This is a genomic window from Delftia acidovorans NBRC 14950, assembly GCF_001598795.1.
In the GTDB taxonomy this organism is placed as follows: domain Bacteria; phylum Pseudomonadota; class Gammaproteobacteria; order Burkholderiales; family Burkholderiaceae_C; genus Comamonas; species Comamonas acidovorans.
Genome location: NZ_BCZP01000005.1, coordinates 215,916 through 233,794, shown reverse-complemented (window position 1 = coordinate 233,794; position 17,879 = coordinate 215,916). Strand labels below are relative to the sequence as shown.

Annotated in this window: 16 protein-coding genes; 13 read left to right on the top strand and 3 right to left on the bottom strand. The window is 66.1% G+C overall.

The window, feature by feature from the left end:
* The first annotated feature begins 61 nt into the window (after nt 1–61).
* From DA1_RS08640 to DA1_RS08625, 4 genes are all read left to right on the top strand, one after another.
* Entirely contained in the window at nt 62–1,891 is a 1,830-nt protein-coding gene (locus DA1_RS08640; protein ID WP_034392138.1) for an extracellular solute-binding protein, read from the top strand.
* 96 nt (nt 1,892–1,987) lie between these two features.
* Nucleotides 1,988–3,016, top strand: coding sequence for a microcin C ABC transporter permease YejB (locus DA1_RS08635; protein WP_013803046.1), 1,029 nt, complete (start codon nt 1,988–1,990; stop codon nt 3,014–3,016).
* 131 nt (nt 3,017–3,147) lie between these two features.
* On the top strand, nt 3,148–4,287 hold the full coding sequence (locus tag DA1_RS08630) for an ABC transporter permease (protein ID WP_080736836.1): 1,140 nt from the start codon (nt 3,148–3,150) through the stop codon (nt 4,285–4,287).
* Nucleotides 4,284–5,972 (top strand): ABC transporter ATP-binding protein, encoded by a 1,689-nt coding sequence (locus DA1_RS08625; protein ID WP_034392143.1) that lies wholly within the window; start codon nt 4,284–4,286, stop codon nt 5,970–5,972. The genes DA1_RS08630 and DA1_RS08625 overlap by 4 nt, the downstream gene beginning before the upstream one ends.
* 18 nt (nt 5,973–5,990) lie before the next feature.
* On the opposite strand, the gene DA1_RS08620 is transcribed toward DA1_RS08625, so the two are convergent.
* Nucleotides 5,991–6,617 carry a lipocalin family protein gene (locus DA1_RS08620; protein ID WP_034398350.1) on the bottom strand — a complete coding sequence of 209 codons (627 nt, stop codon included), beginning with the start codon at nt 6,615–6,617 and terminating at the stop codon, nt 5,991–5,993.
* A gap of 244 nt (nt 6,618–6,861) precedes the next feature.
* On the opposite strand from DA1_RS08620, the gene DA1_RS31030 reads away from it, so the two are divergent.
* Nucleotides 6,862–7,023 (top strand): hypothetical protein, encoded by a 162-nt coding sequence (locus DA1_RS31030; protein WP_012204826.1) that lies wholly within the window; start codon nt 6,862–6,864, stop codon nt 7,021–7,023.
* Between the two features lie 88 nt (nt 7,024–7,111).
* Here the strand turns inward: DA1_RS31030 and DA1_RS08615 are convergent, their stop codons facing one another.
* Both DA1_RS08615 and DA1_RS08610 read right to left on the bottom strand, forming a co-directional pair.
* The gene (locus DA1_RS08615; RefSeq protein ID WP_034392145.1) at nt 7,112–7,447 is read right to left on the bottom strand and encodes a chaperone modulator CbpM; all 336 of its coding nucleotides are present in this window, start codon (nt 7,445–7,447) and stop codon (nt 7,112–7,114) included.
* Nucleotides 7,444–8,439 (bottom strand): DnaJ C-terminal domain-containing protein, encoded by a 996-nt coding sequence (locus DA1_RS08610; RefSeq protein WP_034392147.1) that lies wholly within the window; start codon nt 8,437–8,439, stop codon nt 7,444–7,446. The genes DA1_RS08615 and DA1_RS08610 overlap by 4 nt, the downstream gene beginning before the upstream one ends.
* A 168-nt stretch (nt 8,440–8,607) precedes the next feature.
* Here DA1_RS08610 and DA1_RS08605 point away from each other — a divergent pair, with 168 nt between their 5' ends.
* From DA1_RS08605 to truB, 8 genes are all read left to right on the top strand, one after another.
* The gene (locus DA1_RS08605; protein WP_034392150.1) at nt 8,608–9,453 is read left to right on the top strand and encodes a c-type cytochrome; all 846 of its coding nucleotides are present in this window, start codon (nt 8,608–8,610) and stop codon (nt 9,451–9,453) included.
* Nucleotides 9,450–10,793, top strand: a complete 1,344-nt coding sequence (locus DA1_RS08600; RefSeq protein ID WP_034392152.1) for a c-type cytochrome — start codon at nt 9,450–9,452, stop codon at nt 10,791–10,793. Before DA1_RS08605 ends, DA1_RS08600 begins: the two co-directional genes overlap by 4 nt.
* Before the next feature lie 9 nt (nt 10,794–10,802).
* The gene (locus tag DA1_RS08595; protein WP_051940639.1) at nt 10,803–11,204 is read left to right on the top strand and encodes a thioredoxin family protein; all 402 of its coding nucleotides are present in this window, start codon (nt 10,803–10,805) and stop codon (nt 11,202–11,204) included.
* Between the two features lie 266 nt (nt 11,205–11,470).
* Complete coding sequence (gene rimP / locus DA1_RS08590) at nt 11,471–12,049, top strand: ribosome maturation factor RimP (protein ID WP_034392158.1); 579 nt, start codon at nt 11,471–11,473, stop codon at nt 12,047–12,049.
* An 87-nt stretch (nt 12,050–12,136) separates the two neighbouring features.
* Nucleotides 12,137–13,624 (top strand): transcription termination factor NusA, encoded by a 1,488-nt coding sequence (nusA, locus tag DA1_RS08585; protein ID WP_012204833.1) that lies wholly within the window; start codon nt 12,137–12,139, stop codon nt 13,622–13,624.
* Nucleotides 13,625–13,647: 23 nt separating this feature from the next.
* Nucleotides 13,648–16,509, top strand: a complete 2,862-nt coding sequence (infB, locus tag DA1_RS08580) for a translation initiation factor IF-2 (protein ID WP_034392162.1) — start codon at nt 13,648–13,650, stop codon at nt 16,507–16,509.
* Nucleotides 16,510–16,515: 6 nt separating this feature from the next.
* On the top strand, nt 16,516–16,887 hold the full coding sequence (gene rbfA / locus DA1_RS08575; protein ID WP_012204835.1) for a 30S ribosome-binding factor RbfA: 372 nt from the start codon (nt 16,516–16,518) through the stop codon (nt 16,885–16,887).
* A gap of 4 nt (nt 16,888–16,891) precedes the next feature.
* A complete protein-coding gene (gene truB / locus DA1_RS08570) occupies nt 16,892–17,857 on the top strand; it encodes a tRNA pseudouridine(55) synthase TruB (protein WP_012204836.1) in 966 nt (321 codons plus the stop codon).
* The last annotated feature ends 22 nt before the right edge of the window (nt 17,858–17,879 follow it).

Genomic DNA, 17,879 nt, shown 5'->3' with positions numbered 1-17,879 from the left:
GCCGGGGCCCGCGTCAGCGTTTGCCAGCGGAAGGGCTGGCTGCGTGGTGCAGAATTGTCGCATGCGCCATTGGATGATTTCTTCGCTGCTGCTGGCCTCGGCGTGTGTGCCGGCCTGGGGCTCGCATGCCTATGCCCTGTGGGGCGAGCCCCGCTATGCCGAGGGCTTCAGCCATTTCGACTATGTCAACGCCAAGGCCCCCAAGGGCGGCGAGCTGCGCCTGGTGAGCAATCTGCGCATCTCCACCTTTGACAAATACAACCCGTTCACCATCAAGGGGTCGTCGCCCGCCTATCTGGCGGAGCTGATGTTCGACACCTTGCTGTGGCCCTCGCTGGACGAGACCGCCACCGGCTACGGATTGCTGGCCGAAGATGTGCAGGCCGCGGCCGACGGCCTGTCCGCCACATTCCGGTTGCGGCCCCAGGCACGCTTTCACAACGGAAAGCCCGTGCTGGCCGCCGATGTCAAGTTCAGCTATGACACGCTGGTGGGCCCGCATGCACTGCCCGGCTACAGAACGCTGTTCTTCGATGTGGCGGGCGTCGATGTGCTGGACGAACGCACCGTGCGCTTTCGCTTCAAGCAGCCGAACCGGGAATTGCCGCTGACCGTGGGGGCCATTCCAGTGTTCAGTCGCGATTGGGGCGTGGAAAACGGCAAGGCCAAGCCCTTCGACCAGGTGGTGACGGACACGCCCATCGGCAGCGGGCCCTACAAGATAGGTCCCGTGCGATTCGGCAAGGACATCACCTATGTGCGTGACCCGGACTACTGGGGCCGCGATCTGCCTGTGCGCGTTGGCACGGCCAATTTCGATCGCATCTCCGTCAAGATCTACCGCGACAACACGGCGAGGCTGGAGGCGCTGAAGGCCGGGGAGTTCGACCTCATGCGCTTTTACAGCGCCGGTGACTGGGCGCGGCGCCTGTACGGCAAGCGCTTCGACCGGGGCGAGCTGGTCAAGGGCGAGTTCAGCAACAAGCTGCCATCAGGATTCCAGAGCTATGTGCTCAACGTGCGTCGGCCTGTGCTGCAGGACGTCCGGGTGCGCCGCGCCCTGGGCCTGGCCATGGACTACGAGTGGATGAACCGGCAGATGTTCTACGGTTCCTACCAGCGCGTGCGCGGGCTGTTCGGCAACACGGCCTGCGAGACCCATGGCGAGCCCTCGCCAGAGGAGCTGGCGCTGATGGAGCCCTTGCGCAAGAGCATCCCGCCGGAGGCCTTCGGCCCCATGGCCGAGCCGCCGCGCACCGATGGCGACAGCTCGTTGCGCGGAAATCTGCGCCAGGCGCGGCAACTGCTGGCTGATGCCGGCTGGACCATTCAGGATGGCGTGCTGCGCAACGCGCGGGGCCAGGCCATGGAGCTGGAGTACCTGGACAGCAGCGACTCGGGCATACGCCAGGTCTCGCCCTGGATACGCAATCTGGAAAAGCTGGGCATCCGGCTGCGCTTTCGCTCGGCGGACTTTGCGCTGTACCAGCAGCGCGTGGAGAAGTTCGACTACGACATCATCTCCATCGCCTACCAGGGCACGAACAATCCGGGCCAGGAGTTCGCCGACCTGTTCGGCAGCCAGGCGGCGGCAACCGAGGGTTCCGGCAATTTCCCCGGCGTGAAGAACCCGGCGGTCGACGCCATGATCCGCCGCATGACCGAGGCCAAGACAGAGGCGCAACTGTTGCCTGCCTGCCACGCACTCGAACGCATCATCACGCACGGCCACTACCTGATTCCGCAGTGGAGCGCGGGCACGCACCGCATGGTCTACGACTCCTGGCGCCTGGTGCGGCCGGCTGTGGTTCCGGCCTATGCGAAGGGCGAGAGCTGGGCCATGGACACCTGGTGGGCCCGCATGCCGGTGCTGACCGCGCCGCCTCCATGAGCCGGCGTTGCGGCTGTGTCGTTGCGATCCGTTGCATGATGAGGGCGTCCCCCGGCCGGGGCCCCTCCCCGCAATGGACATAATGCAAGACTTCTTATGTGGGCCTACATATTCAAACGCTTGCTGCTGATGGTGCCGACCCTGCTGGGCGTACTGCTGCTGACCTTCGTGGTCGTGCAGTTCGTGCCCGGTGGCCCGGTCGAGCAGTATCTGGCCGAGGCCAAGGCCAGCGTGGGTCGCGGCGGCGAGGGCGGTGGCCTGGCCTACCGTGGCAACCAGGGGGTGGACCCCCAGCGCATAGAGCAGATCAAGGCCCTCTACGGCTTTGACAAGCCGGCCCATGAGCGCTTCTTCCAGATGCTCGGGCAGTTCGCGCGGTTCGACCTGGGGCGCAGTTTCTTTCAGAACAAGGATGTCTGGCAGCTGATCAAGGAGAAGCTGCCGGTCTCGGCCAGCCTGGGACTGTGGACCTTTTTCATCAGCTACCTCGTTGCCGTGCCGCTGGGCATTGCCAAGGCCGTGCGGGCCGGCTCGCGGTTCGACTTCGCCACCACGCTGCTGATCCTGGTCGGCTATGCGATTCCGGGTTTCGTGCTGGGCGTGGCACTGTTGGTGATCTTTGGCGGCCAGTTGCAGTGGTTTCCGCTGCGCGGGCTGACTTCCTCCAACTGGGACGAGCTGTCCTGGGGCGCGCGCATTGTGGACTATCTCTGGCATATCGCGCTGCCGGTGACGGCCATGGTGGCGGGCAGCTTCGCCATCACGGCCATGCTGACCAAGAATGCCTTCCTGGAGGAGATCCGCAAGCAGTACGTGCTGACTGCGCGCGCCAAGGGCCTGTCCGAGCGGCAGGTGCTCTACCGCCATGTGCTGCGCAACGCGCTGATCCCCATCGTCACCGGATTTCCGGCAGCCTTCATCGGGGCCTTCTTCACGGGCTCGCTGCTGATAGAGACACTGTTCTCGCTGGACGGCCTGGGCCTGCTCAGCTATGACAGCGTGATTCGGCGCGACTATCCCGTGGTGCTGGGCACGCTGTATCTGTTCACGCTGATCGGCTTGGTGACCAAGCTGGTCAGTGACCTTTGTTATGTGTGGGTGGATCCGCGTGTACGGTTTGATTGAGCGCCCCCTGAACGGCTGCGCCGCTTCCCCCTCTTGCTTTGCGGGGGGAGCGTTCGGGCCATTGGCGGCTGGCGCAGGCCCTTGCCTGGTGTGCCTGACTTTGGGCGGTCGCGCCACTGTGATGCAGCAACATGGAAACTGAGATGCACTCCCTTGCCACTCCAGGCGCAGGGCTGCCCGGGGCAGCGCCTGCACCGCTGGCTGTGGTGGCAGTGTCGCCGGCGCGTCGGGCCTGGATGCGGTTCAGGCGCAATCGGCTGGGGTATTGGAGTCTGGTGGCGTTTTGCGTGATGGTGGTGCTGAGCCTGGGCGCCGAGCTGATCAGCAACGACCGGCCCCTGGTGGTGCGCTACGAAGGCCAGACCTACTGGCCGCTGTGGAACGATTATTCCGAGAAGACTTTCGGCGGCGACTTCGAGACGGCCACCGACTACCTGGACCCCTTCATCCGTGACCGCCTGAGCCAGGGCGACAACTGGGCGCTGTATACGCTCAATCCCTATGGGCCACAGGCGCTGAACTACTTTGCGACCTCACCCAACCCGGCGCCGCCCTCGCGCGACAACCTGCTGGGTACCGATGACCGGGGGCGCGATCTGCTGGCCCAGCTGATCTACGGGTTTCGCGTCAGCGTGCTGTTTGCTCTGGCGCTGACGGCGTCGGGCGTGGTGCTGGGCGTGGTGACGGGGGCCGTCCAGGGTTTTTTCGGCGGCAGGACCGATCTGGCATTCCAGCGCTTCATCGAGATCTGGGGCTCCATGCCCGAGCTGTATCTGCTGATCATCTTCAGCGCGGTGCTGGCGCCCAGCGTCTCACTGCTGCTGGTGCTGCTGTCGCTGTTCGGCTGGATGGGCCTGTCGGACTACGTGCGTGCCGAGTTCCTGCGCAACCGCCAGCTGGACTATGTGAAGTCGGCTCGGGCGCTGGGCGTGGGCAATGGCGCGCTGATCTGGCGCCATCTGCTGCCCAACAGCATGACGCCCGTGGTGACCTTTTTGCCGTTTCGCATGAGTGCGGCCATCCTGGCCCTGACCTCGCTGGACTTCCTGGGGCTGGGCGTGCCGCCTGACACCCCCAGCCTGGGTGAGCTGCTGAACCAGGGCAAGAACAGCATCGATGCCTGGTGGATCTCGCTGTCCACCTTTGCCGTGCTGGTGGTGACGCTGCTGCTGCTGACCTTCATGGGCGATGCGCTGCGCGATGCGCTGGACCCGCGCAAGGCCGCTGCCAGCGATGCCGCCCCCGGTGTCGATGCAAAGGACGCCGCATGAACGCAGAGCAGCCGGCAATGGAGATACCTTCGCCCCCCGGCCGTGGCCGGACATTGCTGTCCGTGCGCAACCTGCGCGTGCGCTTCGGCAGCAAGGATGTGGTGCACGGCGTGAGCTTCGACCTGGCGGCAGGCGAGAAGCTGGCGCTGGTGGGCGAGTCCGGCTCGGGCAAGACCATCACCGCGCTGTCGCTGCTGCGGCTGGCTGGAGACGCTCAGCTGGGAGGCCAGGCCCTGTTCGACGGCCGCGACCTGCTGCGCCTGCCCGAGCGCGAGATGCGCGCCGTGCGCGGCGGCGACGTGGCCATGATTTTCCAGGAGCCCATGACGGCGCTCAACCCGCTGATGACGGTGGGCGAGCAGGTGGGCGAGGTGCTTCGCCTCAAGCAGGGGCTGACGCGAGCGCAATCCCTGGTCCAGGCCACCGAATTGCTGGCGACCACCGGCATTGCCGAGCCTGTGCGCCGCGCCCGCGCCTTTCCCCACCAGCTCAGTGGCGGGCAGCGCCAGCGCGCCATGATCGCCATGGCGCTGGCCAGCAGCCCGCGCCTGCTCCTGGCCGACGAGCCGACGACGGCACTCGATGTCACGCTGCGCGGCCAGATCCTGCAGTTGCTCGATGACCTGCAGCGCCAGACCGGCATGGCCGTGCTGATGATCACGCACGACCTGCACCTGGTGCGGCGCTTTGCCGACCGCGTGGCGGTGATGGAGCGCGGGCAACTGGTGGAGCAGGGCGGGGTGTCGGCGGTCATGGCGGCTCCGCGCCATGCCTATACGCGCAAGTTGCTGGCCAGCGTGCCGCGCCGCGACCTGATCGAGGTGGAGGCAGGCGCCGAGGCCACGGCTGGCGAGCCGCTGGTGCAGGCCCAGGGCCTCAAGGTCAGCTATCCGGTGCCGCTGGCAGGCATGCGCGGATGGTTCGGCCAGGGGCGCTTCGTCGCCGTGCAGTCCGCAGACCTGGCGCTGTTGCCCGGGCGCACCGTGGGTGTGGTCGGTGAATCGGGATCGGGCAAGTCCACGCTGGCGCAGGCCGTGCTGGGGCTGCTGCCCCATGAAGGACGGCTGCGCATTGCCGGCCATGCCTGGCAGCAGCCAGCCACGCGCAACTCGCCCGCCAACCGTGCGCTGCGGCGCAAGGTGCAGGTGGTGTTCCAGGACCCGTATTCATCGCTGTCGCCCCGGCTGACGCTGGAGCAGATCGTTGGCGAAGGCCTGCGCGTGCATGCGCCGTCGCTGGCGGCGCCGCAGCAACGCGACCGCATCGTGGAGATGCTGTCGGCCGTGGGCCTGACGCAGGAACAGTTTCCCGGCCTGCTTGACCGCTATCCCCACGAATTCTCGGGAGGCCAGCGCCAGCGCATCGCCATTGCACGCGCCCTGGTGCTGGAGCCCGAGGTGCTGGTGCTCGACGAACCCACCAGCGCGCTGGATGTGACCATTCAGCAGCAGGTGCTGGGCCTGCTGCAACGGCTGCAGCGCGAGCGGGGCCTGGCCTATCTGCTGATCACGCACGACGTGGACGTGATCCGCGCCATGGCCCATGACGTGGTGGTCATGAAGGATGGTGCCATCGTCGAATCCGGCCCCGTCGCCCAGGTGCTGGGCGCGCCGCGCCAGGCGTACACGCAGCGGCTGGTGGAGGCCGCCGGCTTCTCGGGCGACGGCATGCCCGAGGGATTCTGAGGCAGTTGCCGGTCCGCGCTACCAGCTGCCCGTGGGATTGACCCCGTCCTGCAGGATCCACTGGACCTTGTCCACGGGCACGCCCAGCAGCCGGGCCTGTGCCAGCAGGCGTGCCGCCACGCCGTCGGCCAGTTCGGGCGTGCGCGAAAGAATCCAGAAATAGCGCAGGTCCGATCCCACCACCATGGCCCAGCGGTACTCGGCATCAAGAGCCACCACGTTGTAGCCGCCGTAGAACGGGCCGAAGAAAGAGACCTTGAGCGCCGCAACGTCCGGGCCGTGCACCGTGCGGGCCTTGCCCTCGGAGGATTTCCAGCGCCGGTGGCGGGCGTCGTAGCCCCGGTTCAGCACATGCACCGTGCCGTCGGGAAGCTGTGTGTACTCGGCCTGGGTGCGCTCCAGGCCTTTTTCGAAACTGTGGTCGATGCGGGCCACTTCATACCAGCGGCCCATGTAGCGCTGGATGTCCCAGCCGCGCACCGGCTCCACGGTAGGGGGGATGGGTGGGTTGCGCAGGCCCTTCCACAGCAACGCTGCTGCGGCGGCGCCTACGGCAAGCCCTGCCAGGCCGGCCGTGGGCAGAACCCAGGCGGGGCGGGAAGTGGATGGGGTGGTTGACTCTGTATTGGGGTGGCGGGGTGACATGGTGCGGAACTCCGTGTTCAGGCAGACGTGCATGCCAGGGTCTTGCGCGCTTGGCAGCGTGCTCCTACTTTAGGACAGAAAACCGGGCCGCAGTGTAGGCCGGCGCTGCCTGCGCCGGTGCTGTGCGGGCCGCGCAACGCTGGAACTTTCCCTATGCCAGAGCAGGCCATGTGTTTTTTTGTGCGCGGTCATGCAGGTCTATGGCCTAATTGCGCGTTCTCATTTTTTTGAAGAAGGAAATGCCATGGGCAACAAGATCGTTACCGAAGCCGACCGCAAGTTCACTCCCCAGCCTCCCCTGCCCAACGGCGTCACCCTGCCGACGCCCGGCCGTGGCCAGCGCGTGAGCCGCGCCCGTGGTGCCCACACCCATACCAAGAAGAACCCCGGCAAGCGTCACCGCTGAGCACGGCGGGCCGCATGCATGCCTGCTGCGGCCACGTTCTGAAAGCAAAAGCCCTCTTTCGAGGGCTTTTGCTTTTGAGGCGGCGCTCTCAATGCTGCAGTGCCTGGAGCTTGCGGCGCAGCATCTGCACTTCCTCGATCAGGTCCGCCGTCAGCGCGGCCAGCTGAGGGTCGGCATCGAAGCTGTGCTCCAGATGGGCTATGCGGCGCGCGCGCACCAGGGTCTGGCTGCTGAAGCGCCACTGCGCCTGTGGCGCGGCCGCTTCGCCGGATGGCTCGTTTTCGCAGTACAGCACGCCGGTCTGCACACGCTCCACCACCCAGGCGGTGTTGCGCTGGCAGTGGCGGGCCAGATCCTGCAGGTCCAGAGCGCCTTCGTCCAGCAGTTCTGCGGGCTCGTAGAAGGGGTACAGCGGCGTGCTCATCGCGTGGCTCCTTGGCCCGCTGCGTGCTGGCGGGCATCGAACGAGGGAAAGGCCTGGGCCAGTGCCGCATAGGCCTGGCGCTGGGCGTCGGTCTTGGGTTCGGGCAGGGCGATGCCCAGCACCAGGTACAGGTCGCCCGGCGTGGCGGCGGGCAAGCCCTTGCCCTTGATGCGCAGCTTGCGGCCAGCGCGGCTGCCTGCGGGCACGCTGACCTCGAATTCACCGGCAATGGTGGCCACGCGGACCGGGCCGCCCAGTGCGGCTTCCCACGGGGCCAGGGACACGGGCTGGTAGACATCCTTGCCTTCGGCCCACCAGCGCGGGTCATGGCGCAGGTGCACTTCCAGCAGCAGATCGCCTGCCGGGCCGTTGCCCAGGCCCGGGCCGCCCTGTCCGGCCAGGCGGATCATCTGGCCTTCGCGCACGCCCTTGGGAATGCTGACCTGCAATTCCTTGTCGCGCGCCACGGGGTGTCCGTCCTCATCCAGCGCCGTGGTGCGCAGGTGCAGGCTGCGCTGCGCGCCCTGGTAGCTGTCCAGCAGGTCCAGCTCGATGCTGGCGTGCTGGTCCTGCCCGCGCAGGTCAGGCGGGGAGCGATGCTGGCCGCCTCCGCCCGCATGTCGGGCACGCGCGCCCTGGCCGAACATCTGTGAGAAGAACTCGCTGAAGTCCGCGTCGCCCTCCGGCATGGCGCCGTCGCTGCTGCGAAAGTGAAAGTCCTGCCCTTCCCAGCCGGGCGGTGGCTGGAAGCCGCCGGCGCCGGGCCCGCTGCGGCGCGGCGCATCGGCCAGGGCGTCATAGGCTGCGCGCTTTTCGGGGTCCGACAGCACGGCATTGGCTTCGTTGACTTCGGCCATGCGCTCGGAGGCGTCCGCCTCCTTGCTGACATCGGGGTGGTACTTGCGCGCCAGCTTGCGGTAGGCCTTCTTGATGTCATCGGCACTGGCCTGCCTGTCCACGGCCAGGATGCGGTAGTAGTCCTTGTAATCCATGAATTTCCGTCCTCCGGCCCTTGCGGGCGATGTTCTGGACAAACCCGAAGGCAGCATAGCCCGGTCATGGCAGGGTCTCAACCGATGGGCCTTTTCCTGCTTGACTGGCATCTTGTGACGGGTTCATTACATTCGCGCGTCGGCAGGACGGAACAGGAGGCGTCGGACATGGCACATGGCAGACGGTGGCGGGCTGGGCGGGGGCGCACAGGCTCCAGGGGATGGAGGGCCCTGCTGGGCGCATGGCTGGTGGCCGGCGCGTGTGGAACCTGCGGGGTGATGGCGCAGACCGCGCAGACCATGCAGCCAGCACCGGGCGTGCCCATGGCAGACCTGCCGCCGGCCGTGGTCAGCGCCCCGCTGCCCGATGTGGGCTCCATGGCCTCCAGGGTGCTGGCCTGCACGGCCTGCCATGGACCCGAGGGCCGGGCCACCCCCAGCGGCTACTTTCCGCGCATTGCGGGCAAGCCCGCGGGCTATCTGTACCGCCAGCTCAAGAACTTCCAGCAAGGGCGCCGTAGCTATCCCGCCATGAACCGGCTGATCGAATTCATGTCGGACGACTATCTGCGCCAGATCGCCACGCACTTCGCAGGCCTGGAGCTCCCCTATGCCCCGCCCGTGCCGGCGCAACTGCCGCCCTCTGAACTCGCCCGTGGCGAGCAACTGGTCTTGCGGGGCGACGCGCAGCGCGGCCTGCCCGCCTGCGCTGCATGCCATGGTGAGCGGCTTATGGGTGCGGGTGACGATATTCCGGGCCTGCTGGGCCTGTCGCGCGACTATCTGAACAGCCAGATTGGTGCCTGGCGCTCCGGCCAGCGCAAGGCGGCAGCGCCCGACTGCATGGACCAGGTGGCCAAGGCGCTGACGGCGCAGGAGGTCGTAGCCGTCACGGCCTGGCTGTCATCGCGCCCCGCACTGGCGGCGCCGGGGGGACATGAAGCCCTGGCCCTGCCCATGCCGCTGCGCTGCGGCGCTGTAGCCGCCATTGCTGGCCAGGAGGGCAAGCCATGAATACCCTGGCAGAAAACGCGGCAAGCGGGAACACGCGCGGGCGACGGCGGCTGGCCAGGGTGGCAGGGCTGGCGTCGCTGATCATCGCCCTGCTGGGCGCGCTCCTGGTCTGGCTCAACCTGCGGGGCGAGCAGGGCGTGCACGCCTATGACCACGGCGGCTGGTCAGGCGCGCGCGAAACGCCGGCCGCCTTGATAGAGCGCGGTGCCTACCTGGCCCGCGTGGGCGACTGCGCAGGCTGCCATACGGCGGCTGGCGGCGCCGAGTATGCGGGCGGGCGGGGCCTGCCCACCTCGTTCGGCACGCTGTACACCAGCAATCTCACGCCTGACAAGGAAAGTGGCCTGGGGCTGTGGACGGCCCAGGACTTCTGGCGTGCAATGCATAACGGGCGGTCACGGGAAGGGCGCCTGCTGTATCCGGCCTTTCCATATGACAGCTACACCCATGTGACGCGCGCCGACTCGGACGCATTGTTTGCCTATCTGCAAAGCCTGCCCGCCGTGCGCGCGCAGGTGCCCCGGCATGCGCTGGACTTTCCCTATGGCTGGCAGGGCTCGCTGGCTGTCTGGCGCGCGCTGTTCTTCACCCCGCAGGAGTGGCAGGACCGGCCGCAGAAGGCGGCTGCCTGGAATCGCGGTGCATATCTTGCCCAGGGCCTGGGGCACTGCGCGGCGTGCCATGCACCGCGCAACGGCATGGGTGCCTCGTCCCAGGCCATGTCCGGTGGCTTTGTGGCAGGGCAGGCCTGGTATGCGCCGTCGCTGCTTGATCCGGGCGAAGCCGGCGTGCGCGCGGGCCAGGAGTCCGCCTGGGTGCAGTTGCTGCAGACGGGTTCGGGTCCTTCGGGATCGGCGCTGGGCCCCATGGCCGAAGTCGTGGCGCGCAGCACCCAGCACTGGCAGCCGCAGGATCTGCAGGCCCTCGCTTCCTACCTGCAGGAGCAGGGCGCGGCAGCAGGCCCGCCCAGGAGCAGGCCTGCTGCCGCGCCCGTGCCATCCGGGCAAATGGCCCTGGGGCGGGCCATCTACGAGCGGCAATGCGCGGTATGCCACGGTGCCGAGGGCCAGGGAACGCCGGGCGCGTTTCCCGCGCTTGCTGGCAATGCCTCCGTGACCCTGGCCGAGCCGCGCAACCTGTTGCTGGTGTTGCTGGAGGGGGGCTACCCACCCTCCACCCGGCAGCAGCCGCAGCCGCACGGCATGCCGCCTTTCGGTCATGTGCTGTCCGATGCACAGGTGGCCGCCGTGGCCAGCTATGTGCGCAACGCCTGGGGCAACAAGGCGGCGGAAATCGGTAACATGGAGGTTTATCGCGCCCGGGAAGGGCGTGGTTTCTGAGAGGCTTTCATGGATTCAATGGTCGGCAAGCTGCCGGACGACAGCGACGCCACCCGCCCCTGGTGGGTGGTTTGCCTGTGCGCGCAATGGTGTGGCGTTTGCAACCAATACCGAAGCACGTTTTCGGAACTGGCAAGCCAATTCCCGCAGATGCGCTTTGTCTGGCTTGATGTCGAGGACCGCGAGGACGTGGCCGGAGATCTGGACATCGAAACCTTCCCCTCGCTGCTGGTGGCCGATGGCGAGCGTGCACGTTTTCTGGGTCCGGTGCTGCCCCAGGCGGGGGTTGTGGCGCGCATGCTGCAGTCACTGGCCCAGGACCCGGGCGCGGCCCCTGCCGATCCCGCCGAGGCGCAGGCCCTCTTGCGGCGGCTCCAGTCGGCGCAGGCGCTGGAGCGCGTTGGCGTCTGAGCTTCGGGCAAGGGCGGGTGGGCGGGCCTGAGGTCCCTCGCCCTGTCCCCGCTTTTGTGCGGGGCAGGCTTGGCCTGAAGGTCGTTTGCGGATACAATGGCATATTCACGACCAAACGGGCGGGTACCAACCGCCCTTTTTTTTGGGCGATCTTCGGGCGACCTTCGGGATTGCCATGGGGCTCGGCGCTGTTGGGACATGGCTGCTGCCAATGTTTCAGGGGCGTTCCGGGTCTTTTGTGTTTGCAGGACTGAATTTAAATACACGTGGCACTACAGCAAATCGTTGAACAAACCGTGACAGGTCTGGGCTATGACCTGGTGGAAATAGAACGCTCGGCGGGCGGGCTGTTGCGCGTCACAATTGATTTGCCTTGGCAGCCCCCGGTGGAGGGTGAGCCGGTGGTGCCGGAGCAGTTCGTGACAGTCGAGGACTGCGAGAAGATCACGCGCCAGCTGCAGTTCGCGCTTGAGGTTGATGGCGCAGATTACACGCGCCTTGAGGTCTCCTCCCCTGGTATCGACCGCCCCCTGCGGCACGAGCAGGACTTCACCCGCTTTGTCGGTGAAGTCATCGACCTGACCCTCAAGGAGCCCATCGGCGCCGCCGCTGAAGGGCAGGTCAGCGCCAATCGCAAGAAATTCCGCGGCACGCTGGAGCGTGCCGAAGATGGTGGCTGGCAGATCGTCTGGAGCGACGAGCCACCCGTCAAGCCTGGCCAGAAGGTCAGCAAAAAGCGTGTTCCCGCGCCCCTGCAGGCGCTGGGCTTCACTCTGGAGGAGCTGCGCGAGGCGCGTCTGGCTCCCATCGTGGATTTCAAGGGGCGTTCTGCCAAGCCGGTCTGATCGGAGCAGGCAGGGTACGTCGAATCATTGGGGCAGGAAGGGCACTGCCATCCCCTTCCTGTGTGATTGAAATAGGAGAGTCGTCGCATGAATCGCGAATTGTTGATGTTGGTAGAAGCCATTTCGCGCGAAAAGAACGTGGAGCGCGATCTGGTGTTCGGTGCAGTGGAATCGGCCCTGGCCCAGGCCACCAAGAAGCTGTACCAAGGTGAGGTGGACATCCGCGTGGCCATCGATCGCGATAGCGGTAACTACGACACCTTCCGCCGCTGGCTGGTGGTGCCCGATGATGCGGGCCTGCAAAACCCCGATGCCGAAGAAATGCTGATGGACGCACAGGACCGCGTTCCCGGTATCTCCGAAGGCGAGTACATCGAGGAAGAGATCGAGTCGGTGCCCATCGGCCGCATCGGCGCCATGGCGGCCAAGCAGGTCATCCTGCAGAAGATCCGTGACGCCGAGCGCGAAATGCTGCTCAACGAGTTCCTGTCGCGCGGCGACCGGATCTTCACGGGCACCGTCAAGCGCATGGACAAGGGCGACATCATCGTCGAGGCCGGCCGTGTCGAAGGACGCCTGCGCCGCAACGAGATGATCCCCAAGGAAAACCTGCGCAACGGCGACCGCGTGCGGGCCATGATCATGGAAGTGGACGCCACGCTGCGCGGCGCGCCCATCATCCTGTCGCGCTCGGCGCCCGAGTTCATGGTCGAGTTGTTCCGCAACGAAGTGCCCGAGATCGAGCAGGGCCTGCTGGAGATCAAGAGCTGCGCTCGCGATTCCGGCAGCCGCGCCAAGATCGCCGTGCTCAGCCATGACAAGCGTGTCGATCCCATCGGCACCTGCGTCGGCGTGCGAGGCACCCGTGTCAACGCCGTCACCAATGAACTGGCTGGCGAGCGCGTGGACATCGTGCTGTGGTCCGAAGACCCTGCACAGTTCGTGATTGGCGCGCTGGCTCCGGCCAATGTGTCGTCCATCGTTGTGGACGAGGAAAAGCATGCCATGGACGTGGTGGTTGACGAGGAAAACCTCGCCATCGCCATCGGCCGTGGCGGTCAGAATGTTCGCCTGGCTTCCGAGCTCACCGGCTGGAAGATCAACATCATGGACGCGGCTGAGTCTGCGCAAAAGCAGGCGGACGAGTCCGCTGTTGCGCGCCAGCTGTTCATGGAAAAGCTCGATGTGGACGAGGAAATCGCCAACATCCTCATCGAGGAAGGTTTCGAGACCCTGGAAGAAGTGGCCTATGTGCCGCTGCAGGAAATGCTCGAAATCGAGGCGTTCGACGAAGAGACGGTGAACGAGTTGCGCACCCGGGCGAAAGATGCACTGCTGACGCAGGAAATCGCGCACGAGGAAAACGTGGGCAAAGTGTCGCAGGATCTGCTGACGCTCGAGGGAATGACTCCGGAGATCGTGGACAAGCTGGCCGAGGCCGATGTGCACACCCGAGACGATCTGGCCGATCTGGCCATCGACGAGTTGACCGAGCTGACCGGGCAGACCGAGGAAGAAGCGAAGGCTTTGATCATGAAGGCGCGTGAACACTGGTTCACCGAAGGGCAAGAGTAAGGTCAGGGAGGTTCAGAGCATATATGTCCAGTAATACGGTTGCCGAGTTTGCAAGAGAGCTCAACAAGACCCCTGACACGTTGCTGCAGCAGCTCAAGGCTGCAGGCGTCGCCAAGGACAACGCATCGGATGCGTTGACCGACGGCGACAAGCAGCAACTGCTCAGCCATCTGCAGGCCAGCCACGGAAGTGGCGCCAAGAAGATCACGCTGACCAAACGGTCCACAAGCGAGATCAAGCAGGCCGATTCGTCGGGCCGCGCCCGCACCATCCAGGTGGAAGTGCGCAAGAAGCGCACCTTCGTCAAGCGTGACGAGGTCGCCGAGGGCGCCTCCGATCCCGCTGTCGTTGCCGCTGCCCAGGAGCAGCGCGCGGCATCGGAGCGCGAGTCCCAGGATCTGGTGCGCCGCGAAGGGGAAGCACGTCGCCAGGCCGAAATGATCGGCCGCGAGGAGGAAGAATTGGCACAGCAACGCCGTGAGCGCGAAGAGCGCGAACTAGTTCAACAACGCGAGCGAGAAGCCGAAGAGCGCGCAAGCGCCTATGCGGCTGCAGAAGCCGCAAAGATCCTCGAGGCCAACCGCGCGAAGCAGGAAGCTTCGCGTGAGCAGGCTGCAGGCCAGGCCGCGCGCGCCGAAGCCCAGGTTGCGGCTCGCGTCAAGGCCGAGGAAGAATCCAAGGCCCGCGCGGCCGAGGAAGCCGAACGCGCCAAGGATCTGGAAGACCGCCGCCGCAAGGCGCTGGCCGAGGCCGAAGCCATTCGCGCCATGATGGCTGCGCCCAAGAAGGTGCTCGTGGCCAAGAAGCCTGAAGAGCCCAAGCCCGTGGCCAAGCCTGCAGCGCCCGCTGCCGGCGATGCCAAGAAGACCACGCTGCACAAGCCCGCTGGCACGACCACCGGTGGAGCCGGTGCGCGTGCGGGTGCGCCTGCCGGTGCCGGCAAGGAAGTCAAGTCCGCCAAGCTCTCGTCGAGCTGGGCTGGCGATGGCAAGAAGAAGGAAATCAAGACCCGTGGCGACAGCTCCGGTGGCGTGGGTGGCCGTTCCAACTGGCGCGGCGGCCCGCGTGGCGGCCGTCGTGGCAATGACCGTCATGACGGTCAGCACCAGAGCGCGGCAGCGGAATTCCGCGCCATCGAAGTGCACGTGCCCGAGACCATCACCGTGGCCGAGCTGGCGCACAAGATGTCGGTCAAGGCGTCCGAGCTGATCAAGGTGCTGATGAAGATGGGCCAGATGGTCACCATCAACCAGCCTCTGGACCAGGACACGGCCATGATCGTGGTCGAGGAAATGGGCCACACGGCCAAGGTCGCCGCGCTGGACGATCCCGAAGCCTTCACGGCCGAGGAAGTGTCCCAGCAGGAAGCTGCCCAGGAGTCGCGTGCTCCCGTGGTCACCGTCATGGGCCACGTGGACCACGGCAAGACCTCGTTGCTGGACTACATCCGCCGCACCAAGGTGGCGTCGGGCGAAGCCGGTGGCATTACCCAGCACATCGGTGCCTACCATGTGACGACGCCCCGCGGCATCGTCACCTTCCTGGATACCCCGGGCCACGAGGCCTTCACGGCCATGCGTGCCCGTGGTGCCCAGGCCACCGACATCGTCATCCTGGTGTGTGCGGCCGACGACGGCGTGATGCCCCAGACCAAGGAAGCCATCAAGCACGCGAAGGCGGCTGGTGTGCCCATCGTGGTTGCCATCACCAAGGCCGACAAGCCCGATGCCAACCTCGACCGCGTCAAGCAAGGCCTGGTGGCCGAGCAGGTGGTGCCTGAAGAGTACGGCGGCGAGTCCCCGTTCATCGCCGTGTCCTCCAAGACCGGCCAGGGCATCGACGAGCTGCTGGAGCAGGTTCTGCTGCAGGCCGAAGTGCTGGAGCTGACCGCTCCCGTGGAAGCCGCTGCCAAGGGCCTGGTCATCGAAGCCCAGCTGGACAAGGGCCGCGGCCCTGTGGCCACGGTGCTGGTGCAGTCCGGTACGCTGAAGGTGGGCGACGTGGTGCTGGCTGGCCAGACCTACGGCCGCGTGCGCGCCATGCTGGACGAAGACGGCAAGCAGACCAAGTCTGCAGGCCCCTCCATCCCGGTGGAAATCCAGGGTCTGTCCGACGTGCCCCAGGCCGGCGACGACTTCATGGTGCTGCAGGACGAGCGTCGTGCCCGCGAAATCGCGACCTACCGCGCCGGCAAGTTCCGCCACACCAAGCTGGCCCGCCAGCAGGCTGCCAAGCTCGAGAACATGTTTGCCGAAATGGGTGCAGGCGAGGTCCAGACCCTGCCCATCATCATCAAGGCCGACATGCAGGGCTCGCAGGAAGCGCTGGGCACATCGCTGCTCAAGCTCTCGACCGACGAGATCCGCGTTCAGCTGGTCTACTCGGGCGTGGGCGGCATCAGCGAGTCCGACGTGAACCTGGCGCTGGCCTCCAAGGCCATCATCATCGGCTTCAACGTCCGGGCCGATGCCCAGGCGCGCAAGACGGCCGAGAGCAACGATGTGGACCTGCGCTACTACAACATCATCTACGACGCAGTCGAAGAGGTGAAGGCGGCCATGTCCGGCATGCTGGCTCCCGAGCGCAAGGAAGAGATCATCGGCATGGCCGAGATCCGCACCGTGTTCGTGGCTTCGAAGATCGGCACCGTGGCCGGCTCGTACATCACGCAAGGCCAGGTCACGCGCAATGCGCATTTCCGCCTGCTGCGCGAGAACGTGGTCATCTACACGGGCGAGATCGAATCGCTCAAGCGCCTGAAGGACGACGTCAAGGAAGTCAAGGAAGGCTTCGAGTGCGGTATCAAGCTCAAGAACTACAACGACATTCGCGAAGGCGACGTGCTCGAAGTGTTCGAGATCAAGGAAATCGCGCGCTCGCTGTAATTCGCCATGGCAACACGCAAGTCCGCTGCGCCGAATCGCAGCTTCAAAGTCTCTGACCAGATCCAGCGTGATCTGGCAGAGCTGATCGCGCGCGAGTTGAAGGACCCGCGCGTGGGCATGGTCACGCTGCAAAGCGTGGAGGTGACTCCGGACTATGCCCACGCCAAGGTCTACTTCAGCCTGCTCGTGGGCGATCCACAGGCGACGCAGGAAGCGTTGAACCAGGCCGCAGGCTTCCTGCGCAATGGCCTGTTCAAGCGCCTGCATATCCACACAGTGCCCACGCTGCACTTCATCTACGACCGCACCTCCGAGCGTGCGGCCGACATGAACGCCTTGATCGCCAAGGCCGTTTCTTCGCGCGGAAAGGAAGAGTAGCCCCATGAACGCGCCACGCACAAGGGTGCAGCGGCGCCCTGTGCATGGGGTGTTGCTACTCGACAAACCGCTGGAGCTGTCCAGCAACGACGCCTTGCAAAAGGTCAAGTGGTTGCTGCGCGCCGAAAAGGCCGGACACACCGGCACGCTGGACCCGTTGGCCACCGGCGTGCTGCCGCTGTGCTTCGGTGCGGCGACCAAGTTCAGCCAGTTGCAGCTTGAAGCTGCCAAGACCTACGAGGCGATTGCGCGCCTGGGCCAGACCACGACCACGGCCGATGCCGAGGGCGAGGTGCTGCGCGAGCGCGCCGTTGACCTCGCCGCCCTCACGGCCGAGCGATTGGCCGCCGTGCAGGCGCAGTTCACGGGTGCGATCCGCCAGGTGCCACCCATGTACAGCGCCCTCAAGAAGGACGGCAAGGCTCTCTATGAATATGCGCGTGCCGGCATCGAAGTCGAGCGCCCGGCGCGCGAAGTGACAATCCACGCACTGGAGCTTTCGCTGACGCAAGACAGCGAAGGCCTGCCTGCGATTCGGATGCTGGTGACCTGCAGCAAGGGCACCTACATCCGCACGCTGGCCGAGGACGTGGGCGAGGCCCTGGGCTGCGGCGCGCACCTGCGCGCGCTGCGCCGTATCGACACCGGGGGGCTGGGTGTCGAGCGCTGTATCTCGCTGGAGGCGCTGGCCGCCATGGGCGAGGGCGAGCGTCTGCAGCAGTTGCAGCCTGTCGACGCCCTGCTGGCCAGCCACACGGCTGTCACGCTGGGCGAGCAAGATGCGGCCCGTTTTCTCACGGGCCTGCCCCGCAAGGGCGCTTGGGCCGATGCCGAGGCGGTGGCTGTGTATGGCGAGAACCCACAGGCTCTGCTGGGAGTGGGGCGCGTGGTGCGTGGGGAACTGATCCCCGGGCGCCTGCTCAGTTCACTGGAAATTCAACAGATTTTGGAAGACACGCCGCGCCCATGACGCAGCGGCAATGGGAAAACAC

What these genes read in the sequence shown, in the direction of transcription:
- DA1_RS08640 (WP_034392138.1), top strand. Translation starts at nt 62, where the DNA reads ATGCGCCATTGGATGATTTCTTCGCTGCTGCTGGCCTCGGCGTGTGTG.
- DA1_RS08635 (WP_013803046.1), top strand. Translation starts at nt 1,988, where the DNA reads ATGTGGGCCTACATATTCAAACGCTTGCTGCTGATGGTGCCGACCCTG.
- DA1_RS08630 (WP_080736836.1), top strand. Translation starts at nt 3,148, where the DNA reads ATGGAAACTGAGATGCACTCCCTTGCCACTCCAGGCGCAGGGCTGCCC.
- DA1_RS08625 (WP_034392143.1), top strand. Translation starts at nt 4,284, where the DNA reads ATGAACGCAGAGCAGCCGGCAATGGAGATACCTTCGCCCCCCGGCCGT.
- DA1_RS08620 (WP_034398350.1), bottom strand. Translation starts at nt 6,617, where the DNA reads ATGTCACCCCGCCACCCCAATACAGAGTCAACCACCCCATCCACTTCC.
- DA1_RS31030 (WP_012204826.1), top strand. Translation starts at nt 6,862, where the DNA reads ATGGGCAACAAGATCGTTACCGAAGCCGACCGCAAGTTCACTCCCCAG.
- DA1_RS08615 (WP_034392145.1), bottom strand. Translation starts at nt 7,447, where the DNA reads ATGAGCACGCCGCTGTACCCCTTCTACGAGCCCGCAGAACTGCTGGAC.
- DA1_RS08610 (WP_034392147.1), bottom strand. Translation starts at nt 8,439, where the DNA reads ATGGATTACAAGGACTACTACCGCATCCTGGCCGTGGACAGGCAGGCC.
- DA1_RS08605 (WP_034392150.1), top strand. Translation starts at nt 8,608, where the DNA reads ATGGCACATGGCAGACGGTGGCGGGCTGGGCGGGGGCGCACAGGCTCC.
- DA1_RS08600 (WP_034392152.1), top strand. Translation starts at nt 9,450, where the DNA reads ATGAATACCCTGGCAGAAAACGCGGCAAGCGGGAACACGCGCGGGCGA.
- DA1_RS08595 (WP_051940639.1), top strand. Translation starts at nt 10,803, where the DNA reads ATGGATTCAATGGTCGGCAAGCTGCCGGACGACAGCGACGCCACCCGC.
- nusA (WP_012204833.1), top strand. Translation starts at nt 12,137, where the DNA reads ATGAATCGCGAATTGTTGATGTTGGTAGAAGCCATTTCGCGCGAAAAG.
- infB (WP_034392162.1), top strand. Translation starts at nt 13,648, where the DNA reads ATGTCCAGTAATACGGTTGCCGAGTTTGCAAGAGAGCTCAACAAGACC.
- rbfA (WP_012204835.1), top strand. Translation starts at nt 16,516, where the DNA reads ATGGCAACACGCAAGTCCGCTGCGCCGAATCGCAGCTTCAAAGTCTCT.
- truB (WP_012204836.1), top strand. Translation starts at nt 16,892, where the DNA reads ATGAACGCGCCACGCACAAGGGTGCAGCGGCGCCCTGTGCATGGGGTG.